General features: G+C 64.9%; 11 protein-coding genes, 2 tRNA genes and 5 pseudogenes. 14 read left to right on the top strand and 4 right to left on the bottom strand.

The features are described 5' to 3' along the window. Positions 1-153 precede the first annotated feature (153 nt). The 3 genes and pseudogenes from NHF48_RS06300 to NHF48_RS06290 all read left to right on the top strand — a co-directional run bounded on the left by NHF48_RS06300 (position 154) and on the right by NHF48_RS06290 (position 1,611). Positions 154-1,304: pseudogene (locus tag NHF48_RS06300) on the top strand (AI-2E family transporter). A gap of 54 nt (positions 1,305-1,358) precedes the next feature. Continuing rightward, positions 1,359-1,435: transfer RNA gene (locus NHF48_RS06295), tRNA-Asp, on the top strand. A 99-nt stretch (positions 1,436-1,534) separates the two neighbouring features. Continuing rightward, positions 1,535-1,611: transfer RNA gene (locus NHF48_RS06290), tRNA-Asp, on the top strand. A 332-nt stretch (positions 1,612-1,943) separates the two neighbouring features. On the opposite strand, the gene NHF48_RS06285 is transcribed toward NHF48_RS06290, so the two are convergent. The 4 genes from NHF48_RS06285 to NHF48_RS06270 all read right to left on the bottom strand — a co-directional run bounded on the left by NHF48_RS06285 (position 1,944) and on the right by NHF48_RS06270 (position 3,382). Beyond that, positions 1,944-2,144 (bottom strand): DUF2842 domain-containing protein, encoded by a 201-nt coding sequence (locus NHF48_RS06285; RefSeq protein ID WP_056048481.1) that lies wholly within the window; start codon positions 2,142-2,144, stop codon positions 1,944-1,946. After that, positions 2,141-2,482, bottom strand: coding sequence for a 5-formyltetrahydrofolate cyclo-ligase (locus NHF48_RS24785; RefSeq protein WP_342454725.1), 342 nt, complete (start codon positions 2,480-2,482; stop codon positions 2,141-2,143). The genes NHF48_RS06285 and NHF48_RS24785 overlap by 4 nt, the downstream gene beginning before the upstream one ends. A gap of 397 nt (positions 2,483-2,879) precedes the next feature. Further along, positions 2,880-3,176, bottom strand: coding sequence for a cell division protein ZapA (locus NHF48_RS06275; RefSeq protein ID WP_263816766.1), 297 nt, complete (start codon positions 3,174-3,176; stop codon positions 2,880-2,882). An 11-nt stretch (positions 3,177-3,187) separates the two neighbouring features. Then, positions 3,188-3,382 carry a hypothetical protein gene (locus tag NHF48_RS06270; RefSeq protein ID WP_181321090.1) on the bottom strand — a complete coding sequence of 65 codons (195 nt, stop codon included), beginning with the start codon at positions 3,380-3,382 and terminating at the stop codon, positions 3,188-3,190. A gap of 144 nt (positions 3,383-3,526) precedes the next feature. On the opposite strand from NHF48_RS06270, the gene gap reads away from it, so the two are divergent. The 11 genes and pseudogenes from gap (at position 3,527) to NHF48_RS06215 (ending at position 12,003) form a co-directional block, all read left to right on the top strand. Further along, complete coding sequence (gap, locus tag NHF48_RS06265) at positions 3,527-4,537, top strand: type I glyceraldehyde-3-phosphate dehydrogenase (RefSeq protein WP_253070593.1); 1,011 nt, start codon at positions 3,527-3,529, stop codon at positions 4,535-4,537. Between the two features lie 131 nt (positions 4,538-4,668). Next, positions 4,669-5,136, top strand: coding sequence for an MOSC domain-containing protein (locus NHF48_RS06260; protein WP_253072352.1), 468 nt, complete (start codon positions 4,669-4,671; stop codon positions 5,134-5,136). Then, positions 5,133-6,324 (top strand): annotated as a pseudogene (locus NHF48_RS06255) (phosphoglycerate kinase). Before NHF48_RS06260 ends, NHF48_RS06255 begins: the two are co-directional and overlap by 4 nt. 48 nt (positions 6,325-6,372) lie before the next feature. After that, positions 6,373-6,639: a type II toxin-antitoxin system RelB family antitoxin gene (gene relB, locus NHF48_RS06250; RefSeq protein ID WP_093397274.1), complete on the top strand. Its 267-nt coding sequence runs from the start codon at positions 6,373-6,375 to the stop codon at positions 6,637-6,639. After that, positions 6,636-6,968 carry a type II toxin-antitoxin system PemK/MazF family toxin gene (locus tag NHF48_RS06245; protein ID WP_253070592.1) on the top strand — a complete coding sequence of 111 codons (333 nt, stop codon included), beginning with the start codon at positions 6,636-6,638 and terminating at the stop codon, positions 6,966-6,968. Before relB ends, NHF48_RS06245 begins: the two co-directional genes overlap by 4 nt. Before the next feature lie 22 nt (positions 6,969-6,990). After that, positions 6,991-7,912: pseudogene (locus NHF48_RS06240) on the top strand (class I fructose-bisphosphate aldolase). 75 nt (positions 7,913-7,987) lie between these two features. After that, positions 7,988-8,677, top strand: a complete 690-nt coding sequence (gene thiE / locus NHF48_RS06235) for a thiamine phosphate synthase (protein ID WP_253070591.1) — start codon at positions 7,988-7,990, stop codon at positions 8,675-8,677. Between the two features lie 76 nt (positions 8,678-8,753). Further along, entirely contained in the window at positions 8,754-9,767 is a 1,014-nt protein-coding gene (locus tag NHF48_RS06230; RefSeq protein WP_253070590.1) for a L,D-transpeptidase family protein, read from the top strand. A 4-nt stretch (positions 9,768-9,771) separates the two neighbouring features. After that, entirely contained in the window at positions 9,772-10,377 is a 606-nt protein-coding gene (locus NHF48_RS06225; protein ID WP_253070589.1) for a M23 family metallopeptidase, read from the top strand. Between the two features lie 86 nt (positions 10,378-10,463). Continuing rightward, positions 10,464-11,028 (top strand): annotated as a pseudogene (efp, locus tag NHF48_RS06220) (elongation factor P). A gap of 161 nt (positions 11,029-11,189) precedes the next feature. Then, a pseudogene (locus tag NHF48_RS06215) lies at positions 11,190-12,003 on the top strand (inositol monophosphatase family protein). The last annotated feature ends 71 nt before the right edge of the window (positions 12,004-12,074 follow it).

Below are 12,074 nucleotides of genomic sequence, written 5' to 3'. Positions count from 1 at the left end.
GATTACGGGATGGAGGAACAAAGGAATTGCCATGACGGATGAGGGTCTTCGCCACGAAACGCACCAGCCGGGGGCGGGGACGGCGTCGTTGCGGAAGGTCCACCGGCCGAGAGCGCGTTCGGGTTGCCGATCGCGGTCGGGGTCGAGGATGCGATGCGGATCGCCCAGCGGCGCGATCGGTTGCTCGCGGCACTGACGCTGACCGCGGGTGTCGGGCTGATCCCTCGCTACGCCGTTTGCGTTGAAATCTGGGGCGGAGTTCTTTCTGCCACTGACCATCGCGCTGGTGATTTCGGTCGCGCTCGTGCCGGTGCTGGAATGGCTCGAGCGGCGGCATGTTCCTTCGCCGCTTGCCGCGATCCTGTGCATTCTCGTCTTCCTCATCGCGGCGAACATCGCGATCGCTGCGATCCTCGTACCTGCGACCGATTTCTTCCGGTTGCTGCCGACGCGATTGGACCGAATTCAGAACAATCTCGCACCGTTGCTCGACCTGTATTCGAGCCTCGAGAAATACGTGAACAAGACGCTGCGGCAGGTCGCGTCGACGCCGATTAAGCAGCCGGCGACCGCGGGGGTTGCGGCACCAGGGTCGATCCTCGAACTTGCCGCGACGTCGGCGCCAGCCGTGATCGTGCAGTTCCTGTTCGGTATCCTGATCGTGTTCTTCTTTCTGTCGGGGTGGACGCGGATGCGGCGGCAGACGATCACCGGGCGGACCAGCTTCGACGGGGCGATGGCGACGGCGCGCGTCATCCAGGACATCGTCGACGACGTGTCCGCCTATCTTGGCACGATCACGCTTATCAATATCGTTCTCGGGATCATTACCGGGGTAGCGCTGTGGTTCATCGGCATGCCGTATCCGGCGATGTGGGGGCGGGATCGTCGCGTTGCTCAATTACATCCCGTATTTCGGGCCGGTGATCGGTGCGTTCCTGCTCGCGTTGGGCGGGCTGATGACGTTCTCGGACATCTGGATGGCGATGCTCCCGCCGGCGCTGATGTACGGGCTGCATCTGGTCGAGGCGAATGCGATCACGCCGTTCGTGGTCGGGCACCGGCTGACGATCAGCCCGTTGCTGATCCTGATCTCGCTGAGCTTCTGGGGATGGGTGTGGGGCACGTCGGGCGCGTTGCTCGCGGTGCCACTGCTGATCATCATCCAGACGATCGTGAAGGCCGCTGGCAAGCCTGATATCGCCGGGTTCCTGTTCGAGCACGGGACGCTGGTGCAGCCCAAGACCGGGCGAAATCGCCGTCGTGGCGACCCGCCCGAGGCGCAACGTGAAACTGGCGGATAATTTGGGTTGACGGTATCCGAACCCTCGCCTAGTTGCCGCCTCCACGCTGTTTCAGCGGGTGTAGCTCAGTTGGTTAGAGCGCCGGCCTGTCACGCCGGAGGTCGCGGGTTCGAGTCCCGTCACTCGCGCCATCGTTTGCCCTGACCGGGTAGATGGTTCGAGATAGTGGTGAGGTTTTTGACGAGCCTTCCCGCGTGTCCCTTGGGACGCTAGGGTTCGTCATTGGGAATGCGGGTGTAGCTCAGTTGGTTAGAGCGCCGGCCTGTCACGCCGGAGGTCGCGGGTTCGAGTCCCGTCACTCGCGCCACCCTAATGGGGTGGCCGAAATCCTTTTTAGATTTTGGGTGCTGCGAGCATCCCGTCCAACCTCCGAGGTCTGGATCATCCCCCCATTCCGTTCGTGCCGAGTAGAGACCGAGTAGCTTCGAAGAAGCGTATCGAGGGTTCGTATCGAAGCATGGGTTCCCCGCGCCAACCTGTCCTTCGATACGCCCTCTCTATACGCCGCTGTGCGGCTACTCGATGGCTACTCAGGACGAACGGTAGGGGGACGGAGCGCGGCGGCTCAGGGAGGCGGTAGTGGGGGGCGGAACGCATCCGCTCAGGGAGCCGATCAAGGAGCCGACAGGCGGGGCTGGGTTACCGCCCGAGCTCCATCCATCGCAGGACCGGCTTCAGCGGTGCTATCCAGATCAGGCCGGTGAACAGGTAGAACACCAGTTGCCCCAGCCAGTGCCAGCTGCCCACGATGTTCGACAAGCTGACGATGGCTACGCACCACACCAGGATCAGGAGCAAGATGCCGAGCATGCCGACGGGTTTGCGCCAGGTTGGCGTCATGGCGTGATCCAGTCTGATTCGGTGGCGATGGCGTGGAGCGGGACGTCCCACGGGTCTGGGGTCAGCGTGTCGACTTCCTGCACCGACAACGCAACCCCGACGCGCCACGCGTTCGGGTGCGCGAGGAAGGCGCGGTCGTAGTAGCCGGCGCCCTGGCCGATCCGGTTGCCGCTGCGGTCGAAGCCGACGAGCGGCGTGAGGATGATGTCGGGTTCGAGTTCGGCCGCGTCCTCTGCAGGCTGGTGCAGCCCGAACGGTCCGGCGATCAGCGCCGCCTCGGTCGCCCAGGACAGGAAACGCATCGGCAGCGAGCGGCGGATGACATGGGGCAGGGCGATGACGCATCCGGCTTCGACGGCGGCGCGCGCAAAGGGCGAGGGGTCCGCTTCGCCCCCCGAACGGGACGTAGGACGCGACCGTAAGTCCGGGTTTCAGCCGTGCAAGGAACGCCGACGGCACAGGAAGCTCGACCGGCGGGCGCGCTTCCCGCGCGGCGCGGAGCGAGGCTCTCAGCGCGCTCTTGTCGGTCATGCGCTTGCGACCCTGAGATAGGGAGAAGATGGTGGTGTGGCGGGCCCACCATGGCCGTGTGCCGGGTTATCCACTGACGCACGGTACGTCAGGTGGGGACCATGTGCTTCGGACCAGGATCCTAACAGGGACAGCCCCCTATGGATGATGAATAGCCTCAGGGATAATAAAGGCTCGTACCGGGCAGAACCCGCCACAGCCAATCTAGGCGTTCGGAGGGCTTAGCTCAAGGGCTTGTGCAAGCCCTTCGAGACGATCGGCGATCCGGGTAAGTGCGATCTCGCTGACCGCCGAACCTTCGGGTGGGCGATGCGCGGCTTCGTCGAGGTCGTCGGCGAGCATCAGCGCGACGAACAGCATCGCGCGCTCGGCGCTGAGACCGCCTGCGGCACGGTCCGCGGTAGCCCAGCGCTCGGCGACCATCGCACCCAGCAGGCGCACGCGCGACTCTTCGCCGTCACGGCAGGCGACGGCGTGGGGGCGGCCGCCGATATCAAGCATGACCTGGGCCATTAGTTGGGGCTCCCGCGCGTGATGACGTCGTCGAGCGCGGCGACGGCTTCGGCCATCCGCGCCTTGAGGGCGGCGTGGCGCTTGGCGAGCGCGTCGCCGGCTTCGGTGCGGGCTGCAATGGCGGATTCGATCCGTGCGATCGCGGCGTCGATCCGTTCGACGGCAGTTGGTCCGTCGGGAAGTGTTTCTGACATGCCATGCGAGATAGCATGGACGGGGGGTGCGACAAGTCGGTTTAGGCGAAACCCATCACCATCCACGGTGTTGACAGGGCGCCCCACCGCCCCGCAAAGGCTGCGCGCCCGGAACGGACTCGCGGGCGTAGCGGAGAGACAGCAATGACGGTCAAGGTTGCGATCAACGGTTTCGGGCGCATCGGCCGTCTCGTCGCCCGTGCGGTACTCGAACAGTCGAACGGCGCACTCGAACTCGTCGCGATCAACGATCTCGGCGATGCCAAGTCGAACGCCTGGCTGTTCAAGCGCGACAGCGTGCACGGCAAGTATCCGGGTGAGGTTTCGGCCGAGGGCAACGAGCTGGTCGTGGACGGCAAGCGCATCCGCGTCACCGCCGAGCGTGATCCCGCCAACTTGCCGCACGGCGAGTTGGGCGTCGACATCGTCCTCGAGTGCACCGGCTTCTTCACCGACAAGGCGAGCTGCCAGAAGCATCTCGATGCGGGTGCCAAGAAGGTACTGATCTCGGCACCGGGCAAGAACGTCGACCTGACCGTGGTCTACGGCGTCAACCACGACAAGCTGACCGCCGAGCACACGATCGTCTCGAACGCGTCGTGCACCACCAACTGCCTCGCGCCCGTCGCCAAGGTGCTGAACGATGCGATCGGCATCGAGCGCGGCCTGATGACGACGGTGCATGCGTATACCAACGACCAGAAGATCCTCGACCAGATCCATCCGGATCTCCGTCGCGCGCGTGCTGCGGCGATGTCGATGATACCGACCACGACGGGTGCCGCGCGTGCGGTTGCCGAAGTGTTGCCGGAGCTCAAGGGCAAACTCGACGGTTCGGCGATCCGCGTGCCGGTGCCGGACGTTTCGTTGATCGACCTGACCTTCACGCCGTCGCGCGATACGACGCGTGAAGAGGTGAATGCGGTGCTGAAGGCAGCCTCCGAGAGCGGCCCGCTGGTCGGCGTGCTCGACTGGTCGGACGAGCCGCTGGTGTCGATCGATCTGCAGCATACCCCGGCGTCGTCGACGATCGACAGCCTGGAGACCGCGGTGATCGACGGCAAGCTGGTCCGCGTCGTCAGCTGGTACGACAATGAGTGGGGCTTCTCGAACCGCATGGTCGATACGGCAACCGCGATGGCGAAGTTCATCTGAGGTAGACGGACGCTGCGTTCCTACAACTTCCGGTCCGACCAAAACCGTCATCCCAGCGAAAGCTGGGATCTCCCCATTCGGGTCGCAGCGCCCGCCAATCGGGAGACCCCAGTTTGCGCTGGGGTGACGTGATGATGGCAGTTGGCACGCTCGCCGGGATCGCTCGCCACGCCCGCGCCAAAGCCCCGATGGAGGTCATCGACGATGTCGAGATCACCATCGAGGCTGGCCTGCACGGCGACTTCCGCGGTCGCGTGAAACCCGGTGGCAACGGGCGGCGGCAGGTCACGTTGCTCGAACGTGGCGACTGGGACGCGGCGATGGCCGAAGTCGGGCGCGATATTCCGTGGTACGAACGGCGTGCCAATCTGCTGGTCGACGGCTTCGACCTTCCCCAGACAGCCGGCACGCGGCTCCGCATCGGCGCGGACGTCGTGCTGGAGGTGACGCGCCACACCGATCCGTGCGACCGCATGGATGCACTGGCGCCAGGATTGTTCGCCGCGCTGACGCCGGACTGGCGGGGCGGGGCGTGCGCCCGAGTTTTGATGGGCGGCAGGATCGCCGTCGGTGATGAGATCAGGATCGAAGAACCATGACCAAGCCATTCAAGACGCTCGACGATATGGGCGACATCCAGGGCAAGCGCGTGCTCGTGCGCGAAGACCTCAACGTGCCAATGGCCGAGGGTCGCGTCACCGACGACACCCGCCTGCGCGCAACCGTAGCGACCGTTGGCGAGCTTGCCGACAAGGGCGCGATCGTCCTCGTCCTCGCGCATTTCGGTCGTCCCAAGGGCGTGCCGAGCCCCGAATTTTCGCTGTCGCAAGTCGTGAAGCCGTACAGCGAAGTGCTCGGCCGCGAAGTCCGCTACATCGATTGGGAAGGGGGCGGATGGCGCTGTCGCGACGCTGGAGCCCGGCGACATCGCGGTGCTGGAGAACACGCGCTTCTTCGGCGGCGAGGAGACGAACGACGCGGCGGTGGTGACCCGGTTCGCGAGCCTCGGTGACCTGTACGTCAACGACGCCTTCTCCGCCGCACACCGCGCACATGCTTCGACCGAAGGCCTTGCCCACGTTCTTCCCGCCTTTGCGGGCCGCGCGATGGAAGCCGAACTCGATGCGCTCCAGAAAGCACTCGGCGCGCCCGAGCATCCGGTCGCGGCGGTCGTCGGCGGCGCGAAGGTGTCGTCGAAGCTCGACGTGCTGCGGCATCTCGTCACCAAGGTAGATCATCTGATTATCGGCGGCGGCATGGCGAACACCTTCCTGGCGGCACGCGGCGTCGATGTCGGTAAAAGCCTTTGCGAGCATGAGCTTGCGAGCGTTTGCGAACAGATCATGGAAGCTGCCGACAAGGCGAACTGCACGGTTCACCTGCCGTACGACGTCGTGGTCGCCAAGGAGTTCAAGCCGAACCCCGCCACCCGTACGGTCAACGTGCACGAAGTCGCCGCCGACGAGATGATCCTCGACGTCGGCCCGGCCGCGGTCGAATCGCTCGGCGACGTGCTGAAGAACTGCCGCACCTTGGTGTGGAACGGCCCGCTCGGCGCGTTCGAGACGCCGCCGTTCGACAAGGCGACCGTGGCGCTCGCCAAGACCGCTGCGGCACTCACCGAAGGCGGATCGCTCGTCTCGGTCGCCGGCGGTGGCGATACGGTTGCGGCGCTCAATCACGCCGGCGTCGCGGACGCGTTCACGTTCGTCTCGACCGCAGGCGGCGCGTTTCTTGAGTGGATGGAAGGCAAGACGCTTCCCGGGGTCGCCGCGCTCCACGGTTGAAATACGTGTGCATCCGAGCTATGTTTAACATGTTAAACGGAGACTCGGATGCTCGGCGTCAGGCTCGATAGCGAACTCGAAGAGCGACTCGCGGCGGTTGCGCGCACCCAAGGGCGCAGCAAGAGCGATATCGCACGTGAAGCAGTGCGTCGGTATGTCGAGCGCCACGACGAGGCTTTTCTGGCGGAGGCGAAGCGGCAGTCGCTCGCGGCGGCGGCACTTGGCTGGACCGAAGAAGACGATGCATGGGAGCGGTTGGGTGTTGCCTGGGATGATCCGGAGCCTGCCAGCAATCGCCGTGATGCCGCCGAATGAAACGCGGTGATATTGTCACTATTGCCGACGCCAGCGCGGGGGACTTTGCCAGCAAGCCGCGCCCGGCACTCGTCGTTCAGACCGACGCGTTCCTGCGGGACCACGACAGCGTTACGGTGTGTTTGATTACCAGCCAGCTTGCCGGCCTCGGCATGTTCCGCATTCCGATCGTTGCAAACCCCGACACGGGGCTCTTTAAGCCGAGCGAGGTCAGTATCGACAAGGTGCAGTCAGTCTGGCGGCATCGGATCGGTCGACGGGTCGGTGCTGCTTCCAACGAAACCATGTTTGCGGTCGATCAGGCACTGCGCCGATGGCTGGAACTTTAAAATACTGAAAGAGGATTTACCCATGACATCCACGATCACTCCTCAAGTCAAAACCATTCTCGACAATTACGAAGCCACCAGTTCGGCGATGAAGGCGAACCTCGCGCGCATACTGATGCAGGGCAAGCTTGGCGGCACCGGCAAGCTTGTGATCCTACCGGTCGACCAGGGCTTCGAGCATGGCCCGGCGCGCAGCTTCTCGGTCAATCCGGCGGCGTATGACCCGCACTACCACTATCAGCTGGCGATCGACGCGGGGCTTAGTGCCTATGCCGCGCCGCTCGGCATGCTCGAAGCGGGAGCGGATACGTTTGCCGGGCAGATCCCGACGATCCTGAAGTGCAACAGCTCGAACAGCTGGGCGACGACAATCGACCAGGCTGTGACGGCGACGGTGTCGGACGCGGTGCGGCTCGGGTCGGCGGCGATCGGCTTCACGATCTATCCGGGGGGCGGACCAGTTCTTCGACCTCGTCGAGGAAATCCGTGAGCTCAGCGAAGAGGCGAAGTCGGTCGGGATCGCGACGGTGATCTGGTCGTACCCGCGCGGTGGCGAGCTGACCAAGGACGGCGAACTCGCCTTGGACGTCGGCGCCTATGCCGCGCACATCGCGGCGCTGCTCGGGGCGCACATCATCAAGACCAAGCTGCCGACCGCGCATATCGAGCAGAAGGAAGCCAAGCCGCTCTACGCGAACACCGACTGGTCGAAGCAGTCGGACCGCGTGAAGCACGTCGTCCAGTCGAGCTTTGCCGGACGTCGCATCAACGTCTTCTCGGGCGGCGCGTCGAAGGGCGAGGACGCGATCTTCCAGGATGCGCGCGACATTCGCGACGGCGGCGGCAACGGCTCGATCATCGGCCGCAACACCTTCCAGCGCCCGCGCGACGAAGCGCTGGCGATGCTCGACCGGATCATCCGGATCTACAAGAACGAAGAGTAAGCCTCGGTTTGCCTGCACGTCACCTCGGTTATGCGCCGGGGTGACGTGGCGGGTATGAGCGGCTAGGGGGCGGACATGAACGAATTCGAAGATCCGCTGGGGGCGCTCGATCCCAATTTCGCCGAGAATTTCCGCCGCGACATGGGTCGGCCGGCTTGCCAGCTTTACCTGGTGTCGCCGCTGGACGTCGGGGGCGACTTTCCGGAGCGTCTCGCGCGAGCGCTTGACGCTGGGCCGGTCGCCGCATTCCAGTTTCGCGTAAAGGATATCGACCAGCATGCGGCGGCCGCGCTCGGCGAGCCGTTGCGCGCGATCTGTGCCGAGCGTGATGTCGCGTTCGTCGTCAATGACGATATTGGGCTGGCGAAGCGGCTCGATGCGGACGGCGTGCATCTTGGGCAGGACGATGGCGATCCGCGCGAGGCGCGCGCGCAGCTCGGCCCCAATGCGCAGATCGGCGTGAGCTGTCACGGCAGTCGTCATCTGGCGATGGAAGCGGGCGAGGCGGGGGCCGATTACGTCGCGTTCGGGGCGTTCTATCCGACGACGACGAAGGTCGCTACGCATACCGCCGAGCCGGTGATCCTGTCCTGGTGGTCGACCTTGTTCGAGATGCCTTGCGTCGCGATCGGTGGCATCACGCCGGAAAACGCCGCGCCGCTCGTGGCGGCTGGCGCGGACTTCATTGCGGTGTCGGGCGCCGTCTGGGGCGGCGACGAGGTCGCGGCCATCAAGGCCTTCGGCGAGGTTCTCGCCCGGCGCTGAGATCGCGCTGAACCGTTGGAAACAACCGTCGTCCCGACCGTTTGATGCACGAGCGTAACGGTTTGGGATGACGGGCATGACGGCATTTGTGACGAAAGCTTCGGTTCTTGCGGCGTGCCTGTTCGGGGGCGCGTCGCCCGCGTTGGCGCAGACAGAGCCGACCAAGCCCGTACCGATCGATCGCAATATCCTGCACGTGCAGGTGATCCTCGACCATCTCGGCTTCGGGCCGGGCGTACTGGACGGTCGCGGCGGGCAGTCGTTGGTCGCCGCGCTGAAGGGGTTCCAGGAGGCGAAGGGGCTGCCAGTTACCGGCAAGTCTGACGCGCGGACGTTGCAGGCGCTGTATCCGTACCGCGCCGCGCGGCCGACCGTGACGGTCGCGCTGACGCCGGAGATGCTGGCGGGGCCGTTCGTCAATCCGTTCCCGAAGGATCCCGCCAAGCAGGCCGAACTCCCCGCGCTCGGCTACAAGAATGTCATGGAGAAGCTCGGCGAGATGTTCCACACGACGCCGGCGGTGATCGTTGCTCTGAACTCGCCGACCACGAAACTGTCGCCGGGCACCAAGGTGGTGTTCCCGAATGCGCTGCCGACCTCGCGCGCCTATGATCCGAAGCTGAAGCCGGACTGGATCGCGACGCTGACCATGCTCAACGTCGATGCGAACCAGCCCAGGGCGGATCACGTTGTCGTCGACAAGTCGGACGGCGTGCTGCGCGTCCTCGATGCTAACGACAAGCTGATCGCGCAGTTCTCCGCGACGATGGGGTCGAGCCATGACCCGCTGCCGCTTGGTACGTGGACGATCAAGGGCTCCGACTACAATCCGAAGTTCCACTTCAATCCGGCGCTGTTCTGGGATGCGAAGAAGGGGCAGCAGAAGGAGATGCTGCCGCCGGGGCCGAACGGTCCGGTCGGCGTCGTCTGGATGGACCTGTCGAAGGAGCATTACGGCATTCACGGTACGCCCAACCCCGAGACGATCGGGCGTGCGGAGAGTCATGGCTGCATCCGCCTGACCAACTGGGATGCGGCGCGATTGTCGATGATGATCAAGCCGGGAACCAAGGCCGTGTTCCAGGCCTGAAGCGATGACGCGGACGTTCTGGATCATTCTCGGGCTGATCGTGGTGGCAGTCGGCGCGTTCGCCTCGATGGTGTCGTTCGGCAGCAGTGGTAGCGGCATCGAGCGGCGGATACCTTGGCGCAAGCCGGTGCCCGCCGCGGAGGGTCCGACTGTTTCGGTGACGCTGGGAGCGCTGGCCGTTCCGGTGGCTGGCGTGTCGCGGAAAGCGATTGCCGATAGCTGGAACGATGCGCGGGGCGGCGGTCTACGCGGCCATCACGGGACGGACATCATGGCACCGGGTGGCACGCCCGTCGTCGCGGCTGCGCCGGGGCAGGTTGAGAAACTGTTCCAGAGCGGGCTTGGCGGGATCACGCTGTACGTCCGTTCGCCCGACCGCCGCTGGACCTATTATTACGCGCACCTTGCGGGGTATGCGACTGGCATCCGCGAGGGGATGGCAGTCAAGGCGGGCGACACGCTGGGCTATGTCGGCGATACCGGCGATGCGGGGGCAGGCAATTACCACCTGCATTTCGGGCTAACCAAGATGCGGCCGGGTGAGCGCTGGTGGCAGGGCGAGAACGTGAACCCGTACCCGCTGCTTGCCGGAACGGGGTCGTCCCGCTAAAGCCCGCCGCTTCGGGTTTCCGCAGAGTCATGCCCTAGGGTCATGCTTCGCGGACGGCCCCTAGCTCTTTCCAGCAGGAATAGGTCATGAAGATCAACGCGGTCGAGATTCGTCCCGGCAACATTCTTGAATATGAGGGCGGCATCTGGCGCGCCGTCAAGATTCAGCACACCCAGCCCGGCAAGGGCGGTGCCTATATGCAGGTCGAGATGAAGAACCTCATCGACGGCCGCAAGAACAATATCCGCTTCCGTTCCGCCGAGAGCGTCGAGAAGGTGCGGCTCGAGACCGTCGACTTCCAGTTCCTGTTCCGCGAGGGCGACATGCTCACCTTCATGGACAAGATCAATTACGAGCAGATCTCGCTCGACGCCGACATCCTGGGCGACGCCGCGGCGTTCCTGCAGGACGGCATGGACGTGGTGATGGAGCTCTGGGAAGAGCGGCCGATCTCGGTCCAGCTGCCCGACACGATCGAGGCGCTGATCGTCGAGGCGGATGCTGTTGTTAAGGGGGCAGACCGCCTCGTCGAGCTACAAGCCTGCCGTGCTCGAGAACGGCGTGCGCGTGATGGTGCCACCGCATATCGGCGCGGGCACGCGGATCGTGGTCGATGTTTACGAGCAGACCTACGTGCGTCGCGCGGACTGACAACTGCTCCCCCTCCCGCAAGCGGGAGGGGGCCGGGGTGGGCGCCCGCCCTCCATTTTACGCGACGATACTGGCGCGAACAATTTCGATGCCGCGCGACGCTTATAGCGCGAGCCCACCCCGGCCCCTCCCGCTTGCGGGAGGGGGGGAGATAGAATACAATGCCTAGCCATTCCGGCATCATGACCGTCATCGAGCGCGCCGCCCGCAAGGCCGCGCCGCGCCTGCGCCGCGACTTCAACGAGGTCCAGCAGTTGCAGGTGAGCCGCAAGGGGCCGGCCGACTTCGTGAGCCAAGCCGACCAGCGCGCCGAGCAGACGATCTTCGAAGAGCTCAGCCACGCCCGTCCCGACTGGGGCATGCTTATGGAAGAGCGCGGCGAGGTCGAGGGTGATCCCAACAAGCCGCGCTTCATCGTCGACCCGCTGGATGGGACGTCGAACTTCCTCCACGGCATTCCGCATTTCTGCATCTCGATCGCGGTCGAGGAGCCGATGCCGAACGGCAAGCGCGAGGTCACCACCGCGCTGGTGTATCAGCCGCTGACCGACGAGAGCTTCTGGGCCGAGAAGGGCCGGGGGGCTTGGCTCACCGACCAGCGTCTCCGCGTGTCGTCGCGGCGTGATCTGTCCGGAATCGCTGATCGCGACGGGGATTCCGTTCCTGGGGCATGGCGACTTCGCGCAGTGGAGCCGGATTTTCGGCGCGGTTGCACCTGAGGTTGCGGGGATCCGTCGTTTGGGCGCTGCTGCGCTCGATCTGGCATGGCTTGCAGCGGGCCGGTTCGACGGGTTCTGGGAATCGAACCTGAAGCCTTGGGACGTTGCGGCGGGCATGCTGCTGGTGAAGGAAGCCGGCGGCTTCGTCACCGACTTCCGCGGCGGCGATCGCGCTATGGAGCGCAACGAATTCCTGGCTGCGAACGATGCGCTTCACTCGCGGTTGCATAAGCTGGTGGCCGGCGCGTTGCGCTAAGGCAGGCGGATCGTAACGGCAGTTCCGCAGCGGATCGGCACTCTTCTCCCGTCATCCTGACGAAAGTCAGG

Origin of the sequence: Sphingomonas sp. H160509 (assembly GCF_024124765.2) — a bacterium.
GTDB lineage: Bacteria > Pseudomonadota > Alphaproteobacteria > Sphingomonadales > Sphingomonadaceae > Sphingomonas.
The sequence above is the reverse complement of the archived record's forward strand: the minus strand, read 5'-3'. Positions and strand labels throughout refer to the sequence as shown.